20 protein-coding genes and 1 tRNA gene are annotated in these 20,862 nt (G+C 66.9%); 8 read left to right on the forward strand and 13 right to left on the reverse strand.

Annotation, left to right across the window (positions count from 1 at the left end):
- Window position 1: 1 nt before the first annotated feature.
- Complete coding sequence (gene glgX / locus AC1DKN_RS07750) at window positions 2-2,116, reverse strand: glycogen debranching protein GlgX (protein ID WP_476850585.1); 2,115 nt, start codon at window positions 2,114-2,116, stop codon at window positions 2-4.
- A 115-nt stretch (window positions 2,117-2,231) separates the two neighbouring features.
- Between glgX and AC1DKN_RS07755 the strand changes: the two genes are divergently transcribed.
- The gene (locus AC1DKN_RS07755; RefSeq protein ID WP_476870938.1) at window positions 2,232-3,035 is read left to right on the forward strand and encodes a carbon-nitrogen hydrolase family protein; all 804 of its coding nucleotides are present in this window, start codon (window positions 2,232-2,234) and stop codon (window positions 3,033-3,035) included.
- 614 nt (window positions 3,036-3,649) lie between these two features.
- On the opposite strand, the gene rlmB is transcribed toward AC1DKN_RS07755, so the two are convergent.
- The 6 genes from rlmB to AC1DKN_RS07785 form a co-directional block, all read right to left on the reverse strand.
- A complete protein-coding gene (gene rlmB, locus AC1DKN_RS07760) occupies window positions 3,650-4,651 on the reverse strand; it encodes a 23S rRNA (guanosine(2251)-2'-O)-methyltransferase RlmB (protein WP_028276342.1) in 1,002 nt (333 codons plus the stop codon).
- Window positions 4,652-4,785: 134 nt separating this feature from the next.
- Window positions 4,786-6,234: a cysteine--tRNA ligase gene (cysS, locus tag AC1DKN_RS07765; RefSeq protein ID WP_476870939.1), complete on the reverse strand. Its 1,449-nt coding sequence runs from the start codon at window positions 6,232-6,234 to the stop codon at window positions 4,786-4,788.
- A gap of 100 nt (window positions 6,235-6,334) precedes the next feature.
- Window positions 6,335-6,694, reverse strand: a complete 360-nt coding sequence (locus AC1DKN_RS07770) for a hypothetical protein (RefSeq protein ID WP_223914369.1) — start codon at window positions 6,692-6,694, stop codon at window positions 6,335-6,337.
- Between the two features lie 134 nt (window positions 6,695-6,828).
- The gene (gene ispF, locus AC1DKN_RS07775; RefSeq protein ID WP_476870940.1) at window positions 6,829-7,347 is read right to left on the reverse strand and encodes a 2-C-methyl-D-erythritol 2,4-cyclodiphosphate synthase; all 519 of its coding nucleotides are present in this window, start codon (window positions 7,345-7,347) and stop codon (window positions 6,829-6,831) included.
- Window positions 7,344-8,189 (reverse strand): 2-C-methyl-D-erythritol 4-phosphate cytidylyltransferase, encoded by an 846-nt coding sequence (gene ispD / locus AC1DKN_RS07780; RefSeq protein WP_476870941.1) that lies wholly within the window; start codon window positions 8,187-8,189, stop codon window positions 7,344-7,346. Before ispD ends, ispF begins: the two co-directional genes overlap by 4 nt.
- A 168-nt stretch (window positions 8,190-8,357) precedes the next feature.
- Window positions 8,358-8,840, reverse strand: coding sequence for a CarD family transcriptional regulator (locus AC1DKN_RS07785; RefSeq protein WP_026266570.1), 483 nt, complete (start codon window positions 8,838-8,840; stop codon window positions 8,358-8,360).
- 326 nt (window positions 8,841-9,166) lie between these two features.
- Here AC1DKN_RS07785 and AC1DKN_RS07790 point away from each other — a divergent pair, with 326 nt between their 5' ends.
- Entirely contained in the window at window positions 9,167-9,736 is a 570-nt protein-coding gene (locus AC1DKN_RS07790) for a hypothetical protein (protein WP_223915304.1), read from the forward strand.
- Window positions 9,737-9,886: 150 nt separating this feature from the next.
- On the opposite strand, the gene AC1DKN_RS07795 is transcribed toward AC1DKN_RS07790, so the two are convergent.
- Together AC1DKN_RS07795 and AC1DKN_RS07800 are read right to left on the reverse strand one after the other, a co-directional pair.
- Window positions 9,887-10,567: a response regulator transcription factor gene (locus AC1DKN_RS07795; protein WP_018774213.1), complete on the reverse strand. Its 681-nt coding sequence runs from the start codon at window positions 10,565-10,567 to the stop codon at window positions 9,887-9,889.
- Window positions 10,564-11,796 (reverse strand): sensor histidine kinase, encoded by a 1,233-nt coding sequence (locus tag AC1DKN_RS07800; protein ID WP_476871059.1) that lies wholly within the window; start codon window positions 11,794-11,796, stop codon window positions 10,564-10,566. Before AC1DKN_RS07800 ends, AC1DKN_RS07795 begins: the two co-directional genes overlap by 4 nt.
- Window positions 11,797-12,003: 207 nt before the next feature.
- On the opposite strand from AC1DKN_RS07800, the gene phoU reads away from it, so the two are divergent.
- Window positions 12,004-12,666: a phosphate signaling complex protein PhoU gene (gene phoU / locus AC1DKN_RS07805; RefSeq protein WP_079552056.1), complete on the forward strand. Its 663-nt coding sequence runs from the start codon at window positions 12,004-12,006 to the stop codon at window positions 12,664-12,666.
- Between the two features lie 194 nt (window positions 12,667-12,860).
- On the opposite strand, the gene AC1DKN_RS07810 is transcribed toward phoU, so the two are convergent.
- Window positions 12,861-13,607: a phosphoglyceromutase gene (locus AC1DKN_RS07810; protein WP_230009468.1), complete on the reverse strand. Its 747-nt coding sequence runs from the start codon at window positions 13,605-13,607 to the stop codon at window positions 12,861-12,863.
- Window positions 13,608-13,785: 178 nt separating this feature from the next.
- On the opposite strand from AC1DKN_RS07810, the gene AC1DKN_RS07815 reads away from it, so the two are divergent.
- Entirely contained in the window at window positions 13,786-14,634 is an 849-nt protein-coding gene (locus AC1DKN_RS07815) for a class I SAM-dependent methyltransferase (protein ID WP_476858136.1), read from the forward strand.
- A gap of 126 nt (window positions 14,635-14,760) precedes the next feature.
- Here AC1DKN_RS07815 and AC1DKN_RS07820 read toward each other — a convergent pair whose 3' ends face one another.
- A complete protein-coding gene (locus AC1DKN_RS07820) occupies window positions 14,761-15,120 on the reverse strand; it encodes a DUF2516 family protein (RefSeq protein ID WP_028276353.1) in 360 nt (119 codons plus the stop codon).
- A gap of 9 nt (window positions 15,121-15,129) precedes the next feature.
- Window positions 15,130-16,326, reverse strand: a complete 1,197-nt coding sequence (locus AC1DKN_RS07825) for a trans-sulfuration enzyme family protein (protein ID WP_476870942.1) — start codon at window positions 16,324-16,326, stop codon at window positions 15,130-15,132.
- Between the two features lie 134 nt (window positions 16,327-16,460).
- On the opposite strand from AC1DKN_RS07825, the gene tmk reads away from it, so the two are divergent.
- From tmk to AC1DKN_RS07845, 4 genes are all read left to right on the forward strand, one after another.
- Window positions 16,461-17,117 carry a dTMP kinase gene (gene tmk / locus AC1DKN_RS07830; protein ID WP_476860416.1) on the forward strand — a complete coding sequence of 219 codons (657 nt, stop codon included), beginning with the start codon at window positions 16,461-16,463 and terminating at the stop codon, window positions 17,115-17,117.
- The gene (locus AC1DKN_RS07835; protein WP_223914375.1) at window positions 17,114-18,256 is read left to right on the forward strand and encodes a DNA polymerase III subunit delta'; all 1,143 of its coding nucleotides are present in this window, start codon (window positions 17,114-17,116) and stop codon (window positions 18,254-18,256) included. Before tmk ends, AC1DKN_RS07835 begins: the two co-directional genes overlap by 4 nt.
- A gap of 60 nt (window positions 18,257-18,316) precedes the next feature.
- On the forward strand, window positions 18,317-19,900 hold the full coding sequence (locus AC1DKN_RS07840; protein ID WP_476870943.1) for an alpha/beta hydrolase: 1,584 nt from the start codon (window positions 18,317-18,319) through the stop codon (window positions 19,898-19,900).
- A gap of 114 nt (window positions 19,901-20,014) precedes the next feature.
- Window positions 20,015-20,087: transfer RNA gene (locus tag AC1DKN_RS07845), tRNA-Thr, on the forward strand.
- A gap of 186 nt (window positions 20,088-20,273) precedes the next feature.
- Here AC1DKN_RS07845 and AC1DKN_RS07850 read toward each other — a convergent pair.
- The gene (locus AC1DKN_RS07850; RefSeq protein ID WP_476870944.1) at window positions 20,274-20,837 is read right to left on the reverse strand and encodes a DUF805 domain-containing protein; all 564 of its coding nucleotides are present in this window, start codon (window positions 20,835-20,837) and stop codon (window positions 20,274-20,276) included.
- Window positions 20,838-20,862 lie beyond the last annotated feature (25 nt).

The raw sequence follows: 20,862 nt of genomic DNA on the forward strand, positions 1-20,862 counted from the left end.
TTTAGGTGCGGTAGATATTGATCGTGTTGGCCTGGACGAGGTCGCGCTCACCGGAGGCGACGCGGGCGCCCTGACGCCGGTCATGGAGTTCGGACGTCGTCACGCGGAGTTCGAAGAGCCGGTGCCCGGTGCCGTCCTCGTTGCTCAGCCGTGGCAAGGTGACCTTGACGTCGTCGGCGCCGCCGTTGACCACCACGAGGCCGTCGACGTGCCCGTCGTCGGACCCGAGCAGGAGCTGGATCACCCGGTGGCCGGGGTCATGCCACGTGTCGGCGGACATTGGCCGGCCGTCCACATCGAACCAGTGGAAGTAGGACTGGTTGTCACGCGCCGGGTAATCATGCGGCTGGCTGGCCAGAAACTCCTTGCGCAGCCGGATGACGCGCTTGGTGGTGCGCAGCATCGCATGGGATTCCGTGGTGCTGGTCCAGTCGATCCAGGTCAGTGCATTGTCCTGGCAGTAGGCGTTGTTGTTCCCCTGCTGGGTCCGGCAGATCTCGTCCCCGGCGGTGATCATGGGTACGCCCTGGGAAATCATCAGGCAGGCCATCAGGTTCCGCCTGCTTTGGGCGCGCCGGGCGAGGATCTCGCCGTCTTCAGTGGGGCCCTCGAAACCGTGGTTGTAGCTGCGGTTATCGCCGTGGCCGTCCCGGTTCTGCTCGCCGTTGGCCTCGTTGTGCTTGCGGTCGTAGGCCGTCAGGTCGGCCAGGGTGAAGCCATCGTGGGCCGTGATCAGGTTCAGCGAGGCGAGCCGGGACCGGCCCGAGGACTCGAACAGGCGGGCGGAACCAGAGAGGGCGTCCGCGAGGCGGGCCACCGGGCCGCCGCTGCCGCCGCCGTCGATCGCTGCGCGGTCGGCGAGCCAGAAGCTGCGGACGGCGTCGCGGAAATGATCGTTCCAGTCCACCCACCCGGCGGGAAACCGGCCGGTCTGCCAGCCGCCGTAGCCCACGTCCCAGGGTTCGGAAATCAGCTTGACGCCGGACAGGACCGGATCGGCTCCGACGGCGACGAGGAAGGGGTGCCGCGGATCGAATTCGTTGGCGCTGTTACGGCACAGCGTGACGGCGAGGTCGAAGCGGAACCCGTCGATGTGGAACTCGCTCACCCAGTAGCGCAGGGAATCCAGCACCAGCTGTACGACGCGGGGTTCGCCGAAGTTCAGGCTGTTGCCGCAGCCCGTGGTGTCCACGTACCTGCCGTGGCCGTCGTTGCGGTAGTACTGCATCTCGCCCAGGCCGCGGAAGCTCAGGGTGGGACCGTCCGTGCCGCCCTCGGCGGTGTGGTTGTACACGACGTCGAGGATGACCTCGAGCCCGGCGGCATGCAGCAGCTTGACCATGCCCTTGAACTCGTCCTGGACCGCGTGGGCGCCGGCGGCCTGGGCGGCCTCGGTGGCGTAGCCCGGATGCGGGGCGAAGAATGCGGCCGTGTTGTAGCCCCAGTAGTTCGTTAGCCCGAGCTGCTGCAGGTGCGGCTCGTCCACGTGGAAATGCACGGGCAGGAGCTGGACCGCCGTGACGCCCAGCGAGATCAGGTGCTCGATCATGGCCGGGTGGGCCATCCCGGCGTACGTCCCCTGCAGGTCCTCCGGAATGTCCGGGTGCAGCTTCGTCTGGCCCCGGACGTGGGCCTCGTAGACGATCGTGTTGCGCCACGGGACCCGCGGGCTGCGGTCCAGACCCCAGTCGAAATCGTTGCCGACCCGGACGCTGGTGATCAGCCCCTCGCGTTCGTCGACGGCCCGGCCGTAGGGGTCCATCAGCAACGGCTGCTCGCCGACGGCATCGAAATTCGTGGCGGGCATGGACAGCGGGAGGGCCTCGTGTTCCGGGGAGGACCGGAAGCCATAGCGCGAGCCGGCGGGAATGCCCTCAACAATTCCGTGGTGGACGCCGTCGGTGACGTTGGGCAGTGTCTTCACCTGCCAGGTTCCCCCAGGCGCCTGATATTCGATCTCCAGCGTGGTTACGCCGGGCGCGTAGACGGCCACGTTGGCGAACGCGCCCCGGGGATCGTCCACTGCCGGCGACCCGGTATGTGGAACGCTGATCCCCAGCGGAAACGCCCGCGAAGCGTCTACGGTGGAAGCGGTATCTATGTAAGACATAACCATTGCTTAAAGCTTAGCCGGGCCAGACAAATGGCCCCCGTTTTCGTTTTCATGACGTTTTGCAGTGTACGGACCGCCGCACTGCATACTGTAATGGAGCGCCGAGTTGGAGGTAATTGTGCGCGTTGCACTAGCCCAAATAATTACCGGCCGTGACGTGGCCGCAAACCTGGACCTCGTGGACGCCTATGCGCGCCAGGCCAAGGCCGGCGGCGCGGACCTGGTGGTGTTCCCGGAAGCCACCATGCGGGCCTTCGGCAATTCGCTCCTGGATATCGCCGAGCCGCTGGACGGCCCGTGGGCATCCCGCGTCCGCGCCCTCGCCGCGGAGCTCGGCATCGTGATCGTCGCCGGCATGTTCACTCCCGGCACCGCCGGCAACGGCGCCAAGGTGCGCAACACCCTGCTGGTCACCGGCCGCGGCCTCGAGGCCAGCTACGACAAGATCCACCTGTTCGATGCTTTCGGTTTCGCCGAGTCGGACACGGTTGACGCCGGCACCTCCCCCGTCACCTTCGAGCTCGACGGCGTGACGTTTGGCCTCGCCACGTGCTACGACGTCCGCTTCCCGGACCTGTTCACGGAAAACGCGGACCGCGGCGCCGACGTCAACATTGTGTGCGCCTCCTGGGGCTCGGGCCCCGGCAAGGCCGAGCAGTGGAAGCTACTGGCCCGAGCCCGCGCCCTGGACTCCACCACCCTGGTCCTCGCCTGCGGCCAGGGCGACCCCGCCAGCGTGGGTCACCCGGTCAAGGGTTCCGCCCCCACCGGCGTCGGGCATTCCGTGGTGGTCTCCCCCATGGGCGACGTCCTCGAAGAACTCGACGGCGCCCCCGGCCTGCTATTCGCGGACTTCAACACCGACGCCGTCCAGGAAGCCCGCACCAAACTCCCGGTCCTAGCCAACCGCCACAGGTTCTAAGTATCTGATCTTCTAGGCCAAGGTTTCTGGTTGTGGTCACCCGCCGCGTGCAACGGCGACTTGCCGTCGCTTAGACACCTCCCGCCGCCTACTTCGGCCGCTGGGCGGCCTCATCCGGCTCTGGTCGGCGATGCGCTCCTTTGCAGGACCCCGGCGCCCGCTCGAATTAAGCCCCGCCGTGGGACTACTTCAGCAAAAGAACGCTCCCTCACGTTTCGCACGCTAAAGGCACACGCTCCCTCACGTCTCACGTGCTAAAGGCAAACGCTCCCTGCGGAATCGCGCGTAGGTGACAGAGGCCTCTTCTGTTCGCGCCTTAAATGCAAAGGCTCCCCCACAAGATGTGAGGGAGCGTTTGCCATCCACCCGACAAAGGTGAGGGAGCGTCACAGACGGAACCGGAGTTTTGCAACGGAGCGCATCGCCGACCAGAGACGGTGAAGGCCGCCCGCGGCCGAAAGCGTCGACGGGAGGAAGGGAAGCCCCGAGGGCCCCGAACTGAGCTTGCGAAGTTTGGGAAGGGGCCGACCGCTAAGCGACGGCAAGCCTACGGTTCCGGCGGAACCCAACCCCGACTCAGGTGACTGGGAACTGAACCGCCACCGGAGCACGGACTACTTAGCGGCGCGCTGGCGGGAGATCTCGTAGAGGGAGATGCCGACGGCCATGGAGGCGTTGAGCGATTCCATGGCGGAGTCGATCGGGATGGAGACGATCTGGTCGCAGTTTTCGCGGACCAGGCGGCTCAGGCCCTTGCCCTCGGAACCGACGACGATGCACACCGGTTCGGTGGCCAGGGTGAGCTCGGGCAGCGAGACGTCGCCGTCACCGTCGAGCCCCAGGACGTAGATCCCCATGTTCTTGAACGCCTTGAGCGTGTTGTTCAGGTTGGCCGCGCGGGCGACCGGGACGCGGACGGCTGCACCGGCGCTGGTCTTCCAGGCCGACGCGGTGACGCCCACGGAGCGGCGCTCCGGGACGACGACGCCGTGGCCGCTGAAAGCCGAGACGGAGCGGATGATCGCGCCAAGGTTTCGGGGATCGGTGATGCCGTCCAGCGCGACGAAGAGCGGGGCGTTGGCTACGTGGCCCTTCTTCCAGGCCTCGAGGGTTTCTTCGGCGAGCTCGTACGCGTCCTGGTATTCGTACGGCGGGATCTGCAGCACGAGGCCCTGGTGGATGGCGTCGTCGGTCATCCGGTCGAGCTCGGGCTTGCCGGTTTCCATCAGCGGGATGCCGCGTTCGGCGGCCAGCTTCAGGGATTCCTTGACGCGGTCGTCCATTTCGATGCGGACGGCGACGTGCAGGGCCTTGGCCGGGATGCCGGCGCGCAGGGCTTCGACCACCGAGTTGCGCCCGGTGACGACCTCTTCGGTGGCGCGCCCCTTGGGACCGGAGCGGCCGGTGCGGGCGGCGGCGCTCGTAGTCCGGCTTCCGCTGGCGCGCTTGGCCTCGGAGCGTTCGGCGAGCTGCTTGTTTTTGAACGCCTTGTGGTAGGGGCGGTCCTCCGCCTTCGGCGTGGGGCCCTTGCCCTCAAGTGCCTTGCGGCCGTGACCGCCGGTTCCGACGGAGGGGCCCTTCTTCAATTTGACCGAGCGGCGACCGTTGTTGGCCATGAGTTTCACCCTTTAAATACGCGATTCGTTGATAAGTCTGACCTCCAGTCTACTGACCCGAGTAAAATCCACGATTTCGGGGTGGCCCGGAACGGACGACGGCGGCCCACTTCACCGGCCGCCGGCAACGGGCTTCAGCCGCGCTTGAGGCTCCAGCTCGCCCCGTCCGGGCCGTCCTCGACGACGACGCCGGCTGCGGCCAGGGTGTCCCGGATGGCGTCGGACGCTGCCCAGTCCTTGGCGGCCCGGGCGTGGGCGCGCGCCTCCAGCTGAGCCTCGACCAGGACGCCAAGGGCGGTGTTGGCTTGTTCGTCGGCCGCCGGCGTTGCGGTGGCGTTGAGGCCGAGGACGTCCAGCATGGCGGTGACGCTGGCCAGCGCCTGGCCCGCGGCGTCGAGGTCGCCGTCGGTGAGAGCCGTGTTGCCGGCGCGGACGGTGTCGTGCAGGACGGCGAGGGCCTGCGGGACGTTGAGGTCATCGTCCATGGCCACCCCAAAAGCTTCCGGGACAGAACCAGCGGATGCCTCCGGTCCCGGGTCGGGCAGGACCCGGCTTGCGCGGCTGAGGAAGCCGTCGATCCGCTCGACGGCGGCGGCCGCTTCCTGCAGGGACGTCGGCTGGTAGTCCAGGACCGAGCGGTACTGCGCCTGCCCGAGGTAGTACCGGACAACGCGGGGCGGGGCGATCTCGAGCATTTCCGTCGGGCTGACGGTGTTGCCGATGGACTTGGACATTTTCTCGCCGGCGTAGGTGACCATCCCGTTGTGCATCCAGAAGTTGGCGAAGCCGTGGCCTGCCGCCTGTGACTGCGCCATTTCGTTTTCGTGGTGCGGGAAGCGCAGGTCCAGGCCGCCGCCGTGGATGTCGAACTCGGTGCCGAGGTATTTGGTGACCATCGCGGAGCATTCGAGGTGCCAGCCCGGGCGGCCGGCGCCCCACGGCGAAGACCAGCTCGCCGTCGTCGGCTCCCCGTCCTTGTAGCCCTTCCACAGCGCGAAGTCGCGGGGGTCCTTCTTGCCGCGGGGGTCCGCGTCAGGGGCGCCCTGCATGTCGTCGAGCTTCTGCCGCGTCAGCGAGCCGTACTTGGACCAGGAACGTACATCGAAGTAGACGTCGCCGGAGTCGTCCAGGGCCGGGTAGGCGTGGCCGCGGTCGATCAGCTGCTGGATGAGGGTGTGCATTTCCGGGATGTGGCCGGTGGCGCGGGGCTCATAGGTGGGGCGGGAGACACCCAGGGTGTCATAGGCCTTGAGGAATTCCTGCTCGTAGCGGTAGGCCAGGGCCCACCATTCCTCGTTGCGGAGGGCTCCGGGCTCGTCTTCAAAGTCGGCGCCGAACGAGGCGGCTGACTTGGCAAGGATCTTGTCGTCGATGTCGGTGACGTTGCGGACTGCCGTCACCCGGAAGCCGCGGTACTGCAACCAGCGGGTCAGCTGGTCGAACGCGATGGCCGAGCGGATGTGGCCGACGTGTGGCATGCCCTGGACGGTGGCTCCGCAGTAGTACAGGCTCACCTTGCCAGGTACCAGGGGGACGAAGTCGCGGACTTCGGCGGATGCAGTGTCGTAAAAGCGCAGGGTCACCGCTCCAGATTAGCCGATGGCGCTCCGGGGCCCGACCCGCGGCTTTGCCGGCACGGCGCAGGCCGGCATGCCGGCCGCCGGGGGCCGCCGGGGCGGCGACCTACTTGCAGTATTGGCCGATCTTGTTGATCTGCTCCGTGAGCTGGGCCGTCTGTTGGTCGGTCTTGGTTCCCGTAGGGCTCGCCGCAACCTGCTTCATGATCTCGGCCATCTGCTGGATCGGGGCGCCCACCTCCGGCGCTACCTTGTCCGCAACCTCCTGGTAGTGCTGGCCAATCTGCCCGGCCTGCTCCTTTGCGCTCCCGGAGGGCACGAAGGTGTCGGTGTTGAGGAACTTACAGCTTTCCTCGACGCTGAGCTTCGGAGTGGCGCTAGGCGTTTGGGGCGCTGTCGTGGAGGCGGCACAGCCGCTCAGCATGGTCCCTGCCACGAGTACGACGGCGGTCAGCAGCTTCTTCACGGCAGGTCTCCTGGCAGTTCGGAACGGGTGTCTCGCTTGGGTCTTCACTCAAGCCTAGGGGACCGGGGCCGGCGGTGCTTAACCAGCGGCGCCCAACCGGCGGTGCTTCACCTGCTGTGCTAATCCTGCGGTGCTTAGCCTGCCGGATACACGAGCGCTGTTGCCACGGCCGAGATCCCCTCGCCGCGGCCGGTGAACCCGAGCCCGTCGCTCGTGGTGGCTGTGACGCTCACCGGCGCCGCGGCAGCGGCACTGAGGACCTGCTGGGATTCCTCCCGCCGCGGGCCGAACTTTGGCCGGTTGGCCACGAACTGGACGGCGATGTTGCCGATTTCGAATCCGTGGGCGCGAACAATCCGGGCGGCCTCGGCCAGCAGGGTCACGCCGGATGCTCCGGCATATTCGGGCCGGTCCGTACCGAAGTGCGTGCCCAGATCCCCGATCCCGCAGGCCGAGAAGAGCGCGTCGGCGGCGGCATGGGCCACGGGGTCGCCGTCTGAGTGGCCGGACAGACCCCGCTCCCCCTCCCAGAAGAGGCCGCCGAGCCACAGCGGCTGCGGCTCGTCCTCGGCGGCGAAGGCATGGACATCGATGCCGATCCCGGTCCGGGGAATGACCGGGGAAACGACTGGCGGGTTGGTGGACATGCTCATCCCTCCACCCAGCGCAAGCCCAGGGGTCCTTCGAGAAGGCCTTCTGCCAGGATCAGGTCCAGGGGCGTGGTGATCTTCAGGGACTGGCTGGCGCCGCGTACCGCGTGGACCGGGACCCCGATGAGCTCCACGAGCATCGCGTCGTCCGTGACGAGGGCGGCCTGGCCGGCGTCGAACCCGGAGGCAGCTTCGTGGGCGCGCTTGAGGGTGCTCAGGGCGAATCCCTGCGGTGTCTGCACGGCGCGGAGCGATTCCCGGGGCGCTGTCCCGGTGACCAGTTCGGGGGCCACCGCGGCGCCGTCGCCGGTGGTCGGTTCGACGGTCTTGACGGTGTCGACGACCGGTATCACCGGAATGACGGCCGAGGCACCGGCGCCGAGCGCCGCTGCCACGCGGTGAAAGACGGCTTCAGGCGTCAGCGCCCGGGCGGCGTCGTGGACCAGCACCGATTCGATATTGGGCAGGAGGGCCGCCATCGCTGCGCGGACTGAATCGGCGCGGTCCGCACCGCCGTCGACGACCGTCACCACGGGAGCCCGGACGCCGGAGCCCGACGCCGCGCCGGAGTGTCCGGCCGCAAGCTCCTGCGTGAAGGCCTCGCACAGCGCCCGCAACTCGGTGTCGCCCGGGGGGAGCGCAATGCAGATCTGCTGTGCGATCCCGGCAGCCGCCACACCGCGGAGGGCGTGGGTGAGGATGGTGTCCCCGCCGAGAGGGACTTTTGCTTTCGGCATGCCGTAGCCCAGGCGCTGGCCGGAGCCGGCGGCTACAACTATGACCGCTGTGGCGGGACCGGGCTGTGACGTATTCGCCTGTGACGTATTCGTCGGTGCAGTATCCATGGGCACAAGACTACGTCCCCGCGCCTCGGACCGGGGCGCTCAAAGGGACCACAACCGATAGCGCAACGGAGAGGGCGGCCGCTGAAAAAGGGCAAAAAGAAGCCCCGGCGGCTGACGCCACCGGGGTTCGATTCTTATCTGCGCCGGCCCTGCTGGGCCGGCCCTGTGCTAGGAAGCCAGGACCTCGTCGAGAACGCTTGCAGCCTTCTCTTCATCAGTCTTCTCAGCCAGTGCCAGTTCCGAAATCAGGATCTGACGGGCCTTGGCCAGCATGCGCTTCTCTCCCGCGGAGAGACCCCGGTCGTGATCACGGCGCCAGAGGTCGCGGACGACCTCGGCTACCTTGATGACGTCACCGGAAGCAAGCTTTTCCAGGTTTGCCTTGTAGCGACGCGACCAGTTGGTGGGTTCTTCAGTGAACTCGGCCCGCAGCACGTCGAACACGTGCTCCAAGCCTTCCTTGCCCACTACGTCCCGAACCCCTACCAGGTCAACGTTTTCTGCTGGAACTTCAATGGTCAGATCACCCTGAGCCACCTTGAGCTTGAGATACATCTTCTCTTCGCCCTTGACAGTGCGCATCTTGATTTCTTCAATTTTGGCTGCACCGTGGTGAGGGTAAACTACTGTCTCGCCGACCTCAAAAACCATGTGGACATTCCCCTTTCCCGCAGACCAGTTTATCACGATTAAGGCATACAACTGGCATCAAAAGGTGCCTGGAACCGCATGAATCCGGGGAAAATGGCCTCAATCCGCCCCCTCAAACCCCTTGACGAATGCGGATAATAGTGCCTGCGGCCCTAACTGCCAAGAGGTTTCCGTCCCCCGCCGAGCCGGGTCCCGCCGCCGGTGACGCACGCTTGGCCGCGCTTGTGTGTAGTCGCCGAATCCTTGTTTGCGGCCGATTGCGGCTAGGCTATGGCTGAATAATGTTTCAAGACTCTCAAGGAGTGCGTGACGTGCGTTTCACTGCGATGAACCGGGGCCAGCGCGGCAAGCTGGCAATGGCAACGGCTGCACTTGGCATCGGCCTGTTGTCCCTGACCGGCTGCGGCTACATCAACGCCCAGCAGACCACGGAGCAGTACGCGGCCTCGGACGGAACCCGGACTGATCTCGGTGCGCTGCAGCTGCGCAACTTCATCATCGTCTCCGATGGCGAGGACAAGCCGGGCCGCGTGATCGGCGCCGTGTACAACACCTCCTCCAATGACGTGGTGCTGACCATCAAGGGTGCGGAGGGCTCGCAGACCCAGGTTCCGGTAAAGAAGAACTCCTACACCATGCTCAACGACTCCACCGACGCCGCGATCCTGAACCCGGCCGGCGCCAAGCCGGGCGCCGTCCTCGATGTCACCATCTCCGAGAACGGCACCAACAAGGAAGCCAAGTTCACGGTTCCGGTTATGGACGGCACAATCGTCGACTACAAGTCGTACCTGCCGACGCCGGCGCCCACCGAGTCCGGCACGGCCACCTCGACGGAGACGGCTACGCCGACCGAGACGGCCACGCCGACGCCGAGCAGCACGGCCGGCCACTAGCTTCAACGGCTGGACCTATTGCAAAAGGAGGGGCACCTGCAGGTGCCCCTCCTTTTGTGTGTCCCCTGATGTTCAACTGCACCGGACTTCCAGCGGCCCAGCAGTCCGGCAGCCCGGCAGCAGCGGCCGCCGGGCTGCCTCTTCCGATCTTTAGGGCTCGAACTTGTAGCCCAGCCCCCGGACGGTGATCAGGTACCGCGGCGCGGACGCATCCGGCTCGATCTTGCTGCGCAGCCGCTTGACGTGGACGTCGAGGGTCTTGGTGTCCCCCACGTAGTCGGAGCCCCAGACCCTGTCGATCAGCTGCCCGCGGGTCAGGACCCGGCCGGAGTTCCGCAGCAGCATTTCCAGCAGCTCGAACTCCTTGAGCGGCAAGGCGATCTGCTCGCCCCCGACGCTGACCACGTGGCGTTCAATGTCCATCCGAACAGGACCGGCCTGCACTGTGGTGGAGACAAGTTCCTCCGGCTCGCTCTGGCGCCGCAGGACGGCCCGGACCCGGGCCACGAGTTCCCGCGAGGAGTAGGGCTTGGTGACATAGTCGTCGGCGCCCAGTTCGAGCCCCACCACCTTGTCGATTTCAGAGTCCTTGGCCGTCAGCATGATCACGGGCACCCCGGAGCGTTGCCGGAGTTGGCGGCAGACCTCCGTGCCGGACTGGCCAGGCAGCTGCAGGTCCAGGAGCACGAGGTCGGCGCCGTTGCGGTCGAATTCGGTGATGGCGTCCAGTCCGTTGTCCACCACCTCCACTTCGAAGCCTTCTTTACCCAACAGGTAGGACAGGGGGTCGCTGAAGGACTCCTCGTCCTCGACAATCAGAATCCTGCTCAAGCGGTAGCTCCTTGCTCATGGACGCCTGCGGCGTCACGTCGTTGCGGTCTGGGGTCCCGACTGGAACTTTGGGCTGCCGGCTTGCCCGCCTCGGGGGCGTCGCCGTCGTCCTGCCCTTCTATCTCGGGAAGTCGAATGGTGAACGTGGAACCCTGGCCGAGCCGGGACCACAGGGTCACCTCGCCGCCGTGGTTGGAAATGACGTGCTTGACGATGCTCAGGCCAAGCCCGGTGCCGCCGGTCTGCCGCGAGCGGGCAGCATCCACGCGGTAGAAGCGCTCAAAGACGCGCTCCTGGTCCTCGGCGCTGAGCCCATCGCCCTGGTCCGTCACCGAGACCGCCACGAGACCGTCCTTGGCCCGGATGCCCACGCCCACCTTGGTGTTCTCTGGCGAGTAGCGGATGGCGTTATCGATCAGGTTGCGCAGGGCGGTCACGAGAAGGTCCTGGTCGCCGTAGACCAGGGCATCGGCGTGCCCGCCGACCACCAGCTGGATGTTCTTGCTCTCGGCCGGCAGCACGGAGCGGTCCACGGCCTCGCTGACCACGAGGTTGATGTCCACCGGGCGGCCCTGCTGCGCGACGTTGGCGCCCTGGAGCCGGGAGAGTTCAATGATGTCCTGGACAAGCGCCGCAAGCCGTGTCGATTCCTTGTGCATGCGCTTGGCGAACCGCTTCACCGCCTCGGGGTCGTCAGCGGACGACTCGAGTGCCTCGGCCAGGAGGGAGATCGCCCCGACCGGTGTCTTCAGTTCGTGGGAGACGTTCGCGACGAAGTCGTTGCGGACTTCCTCGGTGCGGGTGAATTCTGTCCGGTCATCGGCCAGCAGGAGGACATATTCCTCCGTGATGACGGCGGCCCGGACCTGGACAACGATCGTGCCCTGGCCGAGCGGGCCTCGCGGCAGTTCCAGCTGCTGTTCGAGGATGACGCCGTCCCGCCGCACCTTGGCCGTCAGTTCCAGCAGCTGCTGGTGCACCACCGTGTGCCCGCGGACCAGGCCGTAGGCGTAGGCGGCGGGGCTGGCGCGGACCACGCCGTCGATCGCATCCACCACCACGAACGCGCGGCCGAGGACGGCGAGCACTTCCGCGGCCCCCTCGGGCAACGAGGGGTCATCGACGTCGACGTCGACAATATGCCGCTGCTGCTCACTGACCCGGAACGCGAGTACGCCGAACATGCCAAACGAGAGGCCGATCAGGCCGGCGATCACGCCGATGAGCATTGGATCCACGGCTCCAGCTTATGCTCTGCCACGTGACCGAATCCGAAATCTCCTGCGATTCGGGCAGCGGTTCAGCTAACGTTCACCTATTGGGGCGTAACAGTTCACCGGACACTGAAAGAGTTGACAGTTGGAGCGCCGGTAGGTGAACCGAAATAGGCCCGCCACTTCGATTGCAGGCAATATTTCCGAGGAAAGGACGCACACGTGCGTAAGGTTTTTCAGGAGGAGCTCGCCCAGGTAAGGGAACAGCTCGTCGAGATCTCAGCGCTGGTCACAGAGGCCATCGACAAGGCCACGACAGCTTTCCAGGGCGCCGATATCGACCTCGCCGAGGACGTGATTGCCGCCGATGCCCGCATCGACTTCCTGCAGAACAGCCTCGACGAGCGGGCCATCGACATCCTCGCCCTCCAGGGCCCGGTGGCGAGCGATCTGCGCATGCTGGTTGGTTCGCTCCGGATGAGCGCCTCGCTCGAACGCATGGGCGACCTCGCCCGGCACCTGGCCCAGCTGGCGCGTCTGCGCTATCCGGCGTCAGTGGTCCCGGACCAGCTGCGGGAGACCTTCAAGGCTTTCGCGGAACAGGACCTGCTGATCGCCCAGAAGCTCACGGAGCTGCTGGCAACCCGCGACCTCGGCGTGGCCCGGGAGATCATGAAGGCCAACGGCGCCGTCAACGACCTTCACCTGAGCGTTTTCCAGGCGATCGCCCGCAGCGACTGGCAGGAGTCGCCGGCCACCACGGTGGACGTTGCCCTGGCCAGCCGCTACTTCGAGCGCTTCGCGGATCACGGCGTCTCCGTGGCCCAGAAGGTCACGTACCTGGTGACGGGCGCGTGGCAGCCGAGCACGATCGAGCACAACTGACTCCGGCCAACTGCGGCTGATTCAGCCGCAGTTACGGCTGAATCAGCAGCAGTTACGGCTGAATCAGCAGCAGTTACAACGGCGCTGATGGCACCGCGCTGATACGAACGACGGCGTCCGGTCACCTTGGGGGTGGCCGGACGCCGTCGTTTGTGCGCTGTGCCTTGCTTAGTGCGTGGCCGGGCGCGGGCCGGTTACTTCTTGCCCTGGTTGGCGACTGCCTTGATGGCCTCGGCGGCGGCCTCGGGATCGAGGTAGGTGCCGCCCGGGTTCAGCGGCTTGAAGTTCTCATCCAGTTCGTAGACCAGCGGGATGCCGGTGGGGATGTTCAGGCTGGCGATGTCCTCGTCGCTGATCCCGTCAAGGTGCTTGACGAGGGCGCGGAGCGAGTTGCCGTGGGCGGTGACCAGGACGGTCTTACCGGCCCTGAGGTCTTCCTTGATGTCTGATTCCCAGTACGGCATGAGCCGGATCAGGACATCCTTGAGGCATTCGGTGCGCGGGACGGCGTCGCCGAGGTCCGCGTAGCGCGGGTCCCCCACCTGGGAGAACTCGGAATCGTCAGCCAGGGGCGGCGGCGGGGTGTCGTAGGACCGGCGCCACAGCATGAACTGCTCCTCGCCGAATTCGGCGAGGGTCTGGGCCTTGTCCTTGCCCTGCAGCGCGCCGTAGTGGCGCTCGTTGAGCCGCCAGTCGCGCTTGACGTCGATCCAGCCGCGGTCGGCCTTTTCCAGTGCCATGTTCGCTGTGTTGATGGCCCGCTTCAACCGCGAGGTGTAGAGGATGTCGGGGAGGATGTTGTTCTCCACGAGCAGCTCGCCGCCGCGGACCGCCTCGGCACGGCCCTGGTCATTGAGGTCAACGTCCACCCAGCCGGTGAACAGGTTCTTGGCATTCCAGTCGCTGTGGCCGTGGCGCAGCAGAATCAGCTTGTAAGTCATGGTTTTCATCCTAGCCGAGCGGTTGGCGGCGGTGCCGAGCGTTACACCGCGCGCGTTTCAGAGCGTGCCTCACCTTCTGCTTCACCGCGTGCTTCAGGGCAACGCGGGGTCGCTCCCGGCCCATCCAACGCCCATCACGGAAATGGGGTGACCCCGCGTTGGAGGATAGGCTTGGGCGGTGGTACAGAAGGCTGAACGGGTGCTGGCCCCCCGAAACAAGGGCGGAACGAGAGGCGGCGCGCGCGGCGGCAGGCCCGTGGGTAACGTGACCCGCGGAACCACGAACCCCAACCGGATGCGCCGCGTGGACCGCTGGCTGACCGGGCCGCAGGCATGGCGGCTGCGGGCCGCGGCCCATCCTCTCGCCGTCGACCTCGGGTACGGCGCCTCACCGGCCACCGCCGTCGAACTTTTCGAACGCCTCGCCGCGGTCCGCGGGGACGTACAAATGGTGGGGATCGAAATCGAACCGGAGCGCGTCCGGCAGGCCCAAGCCCTTGAACGGCCCGGCCTAAGGTTCCAGCTGGGCGGCTTCGAACTGCCCATGACCGGAAAGCCCGTGCTGGTCCGCGCCTTCAACGTGCTGCGGCAGTACGAGGAAACCGACGTGGCGGGCATCTGGCGGCTGGTGCAGGACCGGCTGGCCCCGGGCGGGCTGTTCATCGACGGCACGTGCGATGAAATCGGGCGGCGCGCCGCCTGGGTGGCGCTCGACGTCGAGCGGCCGCTGAGCCTGAGCCTGTCCATGCGGTTCGGTGCCTTCGTGCTGCCCTCCGACGTTGCCGAAAGGCTCCCGAAGGCCCTGATCCACCGCAACGTGCCCGGCGAGAAGATCCACACCTACCTGCAGGCGATGGACCAAGCCTGGCTGGAAGCGGCTCCGCTGGCGGCCTTCGGAAACCGGCAGCGCTTCGGGGCTATGTGCCGCGCACTGCTCGACGCCGGTTGGCCGATCCAGGACGGCCCGTCCCGCTGGCGGCTGGGCGAAGTGACGGTCGGCTGGGAAGCCGTGGCCCCGGGAGCTTAGGCGCCGGGGGGTGGGCCCACGCCGGCGGGGTTCCCTGGGCGAGCTTGCGAGCTTAGGGTGCCGGTGGTGGGCCCACGCCGGCAGGGTTCCCTGGGCGAGCTTGCGAGCTTAGGGTGCCGGGGGTGGTCACCACGGGCCGTAGGGGCCCATGTTGCTGCCGCGGCCGCGGCCGGCGTCCTTGACGGCGGGGCGGACGTCGGCGAGGTACACGGACGCGGCCGTCACCGCCGCAAGGCCGAAAATCCCGAGCGAACTGGCGCCGCCACCGCTGCCCAGCTGCGAGAGCAGGGAGAACAGTCCCACGGCGAACGCGCCGCCGGTCAGGGCCAGCCAGAAGGTCTTGGTCCGCTTCGATACGGCCTCGAACGCGTTGGCCTTGTGCCGGAGGCAATCGAAAAACGCCCATGCCTCAAGGACAAAGGCCACGACAGCCAGGACCAGGTAAACCCCGGATTCGACAAAGTAAATGAGTATGCGTCCGTCCACTCCCCCAGCCTAGCCGTCCAGAGTGCCCAATGCCTGCTCCAAATCGGCCCAAAGGTCTTCCACGTTCTCAATGCCCACGCTCATCCGGGCCAGGTTGTCCGGCACGCTCTCCGGCTCGGCGGCGTGCCGGCGCCGGCGTTCGATCAGGGATTCCACCCCACCCAGGGAGGTCGCGGGGAGCCAAAGCTGCAGGGCGCGGATCATGCGGTCCGCGGCGTCCGCGCCGCTGAGGCCGCTGCCCTGCCCACCCACCGGTGCCACCTCGATGCACAGGACGGATCCGAAACCCTTCATCTGCTCCTTGGCCCGCGCGTGGCCGGGATCCGAGGCCAGCCCGGGGAAGCGGACGCCGGCCACCTTCGGATGACCGTCGAGCCGCTCGGCCAGGATTTGGGCCGACGCCTGCGAACGCTCGATCCGCAGCGCCAGGGTGCGGAGCCCGCGCAGCGCCAGCCACGCCTCGAATGGTCCGGCGATTCCGCCGTGGATGGTGCGGTGGTGCAGCAGGGCGGCGCGGAGACCGGCGTCGGACGTCACCAGGGCACCGAGTACGACGTCGGAGTGGCCGGAGAGGTACTTGGTCACCGAATGCAGCACGACGTCGGAGCCCAGGCTCAGGGGCTGCTGCACCAGGGGCGTGGAAAAGGTGTTGTCCGTGACGACGATGGCGCCGGCCTCATGCGCCGCGGCGGTCAGGGCCCGCATGTCCGCGACGCCGAGCATGGGGTTCGTGGGGCTCTCCAGCCAGAGCATGCTGGCGGCGCGCCCGCCGGCCGGGGCAAGCGCCGCAAGTACAGCGTCGGTGTCCGCGATATCTACCGTCCGCAGCTCGAGGAACCCTTTGGCCGCCAGTTCGGTGGCCATGGTGACCGATCCCGCGTAGCTGTGCGACGGCATGACGAGGACGCCCTGGGCGGGCACCAGAGACAGGGCCGAACTCACGGCGGCGAGTCCCGAGGCGTATAGCAGGCCCGGCAGTTCCGCGCCCTCCAACTGGCCCAGCGCCTCTTCAAAGGGGTCCCACGTGGGGTTGGAATACCGGCCGTAGCCGCGGTCGCCGTCGCCTAGCGGTCCCGTACCGAAGTAGGTCGAGGACAGCACCAGCGGCGGGTTGACCGGTTCGTCTCGGGTGCGCGGCGGGCGCCCTGCCGCGACGACCAGGGAATCCGGCGAAAGCGAGGCGGCCTGTTCTTCAGTAAGACTCATGAGGACAGGGTACGTGGGCGCCCGGCAGGGTACCCAAGCCGTTACGCCGCAGACTTTGCGCAGACTAGAGTGTCGGTGATTGTCGGTACTCTTGAACGGTGACTACCCAGAGCCCCGGAGCGTCCCGCCGAAAGTTGACCGGCCTGTTGCCCGGACTGTTTATTGCCTTCGAAGGCGGAGACGGCGCCGGCAAGTCCACGCAGGCGGCTGAACTCGCCAAGGCCCTGGAATCGGGTGGTTTTACCGTGCTGCGGACCCGGGAACCGGGCGGCACGGCGATCGGTGAGAAGCTGCGGTCCCTCGTGCTGGATCACGGCCACGGCCACATCGATGCCCATACCGAGGCCCTGATTTTCGCGGCATCCCGGGCGGCGCACGCTAGCCAGGTCATCCGCCCCGCCCTGGAACGCGGCGACATCGTCCTCACCGACCGGTACATCGATTCCTCGGTCGCGTACCAGGGCGCCGGCCGAGGCCTCGGAACGCAGGCGGTCCGGGACATCAATGCCTGGGCAACATCGGACCTGCAGCCGGACCTGACGGTACTTCTCGACGTCGAGCCCGCCGTTGGCCGGCAGCGGCGCACCGCCGGCGAGGCCGCCGAAGACCGCCTCGAGTCCGAGGCCGACGAATTCCATGCCAAGATCCGGGCGGCCTTCCTTGACCTCGCCTCGGCCCGGCCGGAGGCGTATCTGGTGCTGCCCGCCCGGCTGCCCGTCGCCGAACTCGCCGCCCGCATCCTCGAGCGCGTCGAGTCCCTGCTGGCCGTCGCCCAAAGCAGCACAGCATGACGGTCTGGGACGACCTCCAGGGCCAGGACGCCGTCGTGGCCCAGCTGCGCCAGGCGGCCCAGAACGAAGGGCTCACCCACGCGTGGCTTTTCACCGGCCCGCCCGGCTCCGGCCGTTCCAACGCCGCGAAGGCGTTCGCCGCGGCCCTGAACTGCGACCAGGAGGACGTCAGCCTGCGCGGCTGCGGCGAATGCCCGGCCTGCCTGACCATCCTCGGCGAAACCCATTCCGACGTCGCGTTCGTGCGCACGGAGAAGGTCACCATCACCATCGACGAGGCGCGCGAGCTCGTGTCCACCGCCGGGAACCGGCCCTCGTCGGGCCGGTGGCGGATCATCGTGGTGGAGGACGCGGACCGGATGGCCGAGCGGACCACCAACGTGCTGCTCAAGGCCATCGAGGAACCCACGCCCCGCACCGTCTGGATGCTCTGCGCCCCCTCCCCCGCCGATGTCCTGGTGACCATCCGCTCCCGCTGCCGGCCGGTGGCGCTGCGGCTTCCGCCGGCCGCCGCCGTCGCTGCCCTGCTGGTCAAGCGCGACGGCGTGGACCCGGCGGTCGCCGAGCGCGCCGCCCGCGCGGCGCAGAGCCACGTCGGGATCGCCCGCCGCCTGGCCCGGGACCCGGAGGCCAGGGAGCGCCGGCTCGAGACGGTCCGGTTTCCGCTGTCCCTTCGCGGCGTCACGGCGGCGGTCATGATGGCCGAGAAACTGGTCAAGATCGCCACCGAGGAAGCCAACAGCTCCAACGACGAGCGCGACGCCGCCGAGAAAACCGCGCTTCTGACCACCCTCGGGGCACCCGAAAGCGGCACGCTGCCGCCAGCCATGCGGAGCCAGGTCAAGCAACTCGAGGACGACCAGAAGCGCCGCGCCAAGCGTTCCGTCACCGATTCCCTTGACCGCACCCTGACGGACCTGTTGTCCTTCTACCGGGATGTCCTGATCATCCAGATGGGGAACGCAGTGGAACTCGTCAACGTTGAACTCAGAAGCGAACTCGAAGACTTCGCCTCCCGTTCCACCGCCGAAGTGACCCTTGCCCGAATGGACGCCATCAACAAGGCCCGCACGCGGATCACCACAACCAACGTGGCCCCGCTGCTGACGATCGAGTCCATGGCTTCCAGCCTTATTTGACGGTTCCGGCCGCTCCAACGATCATCTTCGCTTTCGTTCCTAGCCTCCAAGGAGAACCGCATGAAGCCTGCTCGACCCAAGTCCGCAAGATCCCGATCCCTGGCGATCGGCATGCGGGCCGTCGGCGCCGTGGCCCTGGCCCTCACGCTGGCCTCGTGCACCCTTTTCGGCGGCGGGGGCGGCAACGGGTCCAGTGCGCCGGCATCGGGGACAGCGGGGCAGGCGGACCCGTCAATCGTGGCGGCCGCGCCGGCCGAACTGCGCAGCTACTACTCCCAGCAGGTCGACTGGAAACCGTGTGAAGGCAACTTCCAGTGCGCCAAGATCAAGGTTCCGCTGGACTACAGCAAGCCCGACGGCGAACGCATCGAGCTTGCCGCCATCAAGCTCGCCACGACAGGCGACAAGAAGGGCACCCTGATGGTCAATCCGGGCGGCCCGGGCGGCTCGGGGTACGACTTCGTCAGGGATGCGGCCAACACCAACATTTCGGACAAAGTCCGGTCCGCCTACGACATCGTGGGCTTCGACCCCCGCGGTGTGAAGCGCTCCGCCCCGGTCACGTGCCTCACGGACAAGGAACGCGACGCGTCACGCGCCAAGACCTACGCCCTGGACACCGACGCCGGACTGGACGAGGCCCTGGCCGACAATAAGGCCATCGCTGCCAAGTGCGTGGAGAAAACCGGGCCGGTGCTGGCCCACATCGACACCTTCAGCGCCGCCAAGGACCTCGACATCCTGCGCGGCGTGGCCAACGACTCAAAGCTGAACTACCTCGGCTACTCCTACGGGACCCTGCTGGGCTCCACCTATGCGTCGCTGTTTCCGGACAATGTGGGCCGGTTGGTCCTCGACGGCGCCATGGACCCGTCGCTGAGCAACGAGGAACTGACCCGCGACCAGGCCGTGGCCTTCGACAAGGCCCTCCACGCCTATGTCGCCAAATGCCAGCAGACGTCCGGATGCCCCCTCACGGGAAGCACCGAGGAAGGCGTCCAGCAGATCCACAACGCCATCAGCGCGGCCGAGGCGAACCCGCTGCCGGCGAAGGACGGACGGAAGGTCTCGGGCTCCACGTTTGTCAGCGGCCTCATCATCCCGCTCTACAACGATGACAACTGGCCGATCCTCACCCGTGCGCTCGCCACCGCCCTGGCCGGCGACGGCACGGGCATGTTGCAACTGGCCGACTTCGGCGCCGACCGCGATCCCAGCGGCACCTACACGTCAAACAGCACCTTCGCCTTCAACGCCATCAACTGCCTGGACTACCCGATGGTGTCCGACACCGCGTCCATGCGGGCCGAGGACCAGAAGCTGCGCCAGCTGTCGCCCACCCTGGGCTACTACTTCGCCTATGGCGGCAGCAACTGCAAGGACTGGCCGTACAAGAACGTCCGGACCCCTGCCCCGATCGAGTACAAGGGCTCGGCCCCGATTGTCGTAGTTGGAACCACCGGCGACCCGGCTACCCCCGTGGAATGGGCCAGTTCCCTGCGCAAGCAGCTTGGGAACGCCTCGCTGCTGACCTGGAAGGGTGAGGGCCACACGGCGTACGGCCGTTCCAACAGCTGCATCGGCAACGCGGTCGATGACTACCTGGTGGACGGAAAGGCCCCGGCGGACAACACCGTCTGCTAGGTCCGTGACGGGGCCGCATGGCGGCTTCGGTCGCTCATTTTGACCCGGACGCCGGGACTCTATTACAGTTGTCTCTTGCATGATCCGCCCGGTTCGCCGGGCATTCATGTGGTTGCTTCCTTAGCTCAGTTGGTAGAGCGTCTCACTCGTAATGAGAAGGTCGCCAGTTCGATTCTGGCAGGAAGCTCGGGAAGAACCCCGTATCACCGTTGACTCAACGGGGATACGGGGTTTTTTATTGGTTGCGGCGGACGGGGCCGTACGGCACCGCATAGGGCCAGGGCACACCTGTGGCAGAAGAAGGCCCCGCAGCCCACGAGGGCGGCAGGGCCTTCTTGTAGTTCGTGCGGGGTCAGTGGGTGCGCCCGGATGCTTATGCGGGGACGTCGAAGCGCTGGCCCTCGGGTTTTGATTCCAGCAGCGTGAAGACGAGGAGAATGATGCCGCCGATAAACGGGATGAGGACGATGAGGTACATCCAGCCGCTGAAGTTCGAGTCGTGGAGGCGACGGACCGTCAGGGCCAGGGACGGGACAATGACTGCCAGGAACCAGACGGCTGCCAGGATCAGGCCGACCATATAGGCGGGGCCGGGGACGCTGGCGCCGTTGGGGCCCAGTTTTGCGCCGGCCGCGCCACCGGCAAGCATGATGACGTTCAAGACGATCGAGACGAGTCCGGAGACGAGCATCCACCACCAGTATTCGCTCCGGCTGGCGCGGCCGGAGAACGTCCCGTACTTCTTGAAGAACCGCGACGCGGCCTCTGGCAGGGAAGCGCCGTAGAGCGGTGCCCAGAGTGGCACGGGCCCGGATCCCTGAGCCGGGTACGCCGCGGCGGCGTTCGGGTTCGGCGCCCACCCCGGGTTCTGCCGGGGCTGCTCGCTGGGCCACATCTGCCGGCCGGTGCCTTGCTGAGAATTATGCGGATCTGACATGTGATGCTCCTTCACTGGTGTGGCG

It is taken from the genome of Arthrobacter sp. 01N444 (assembly GCF_056399305.1).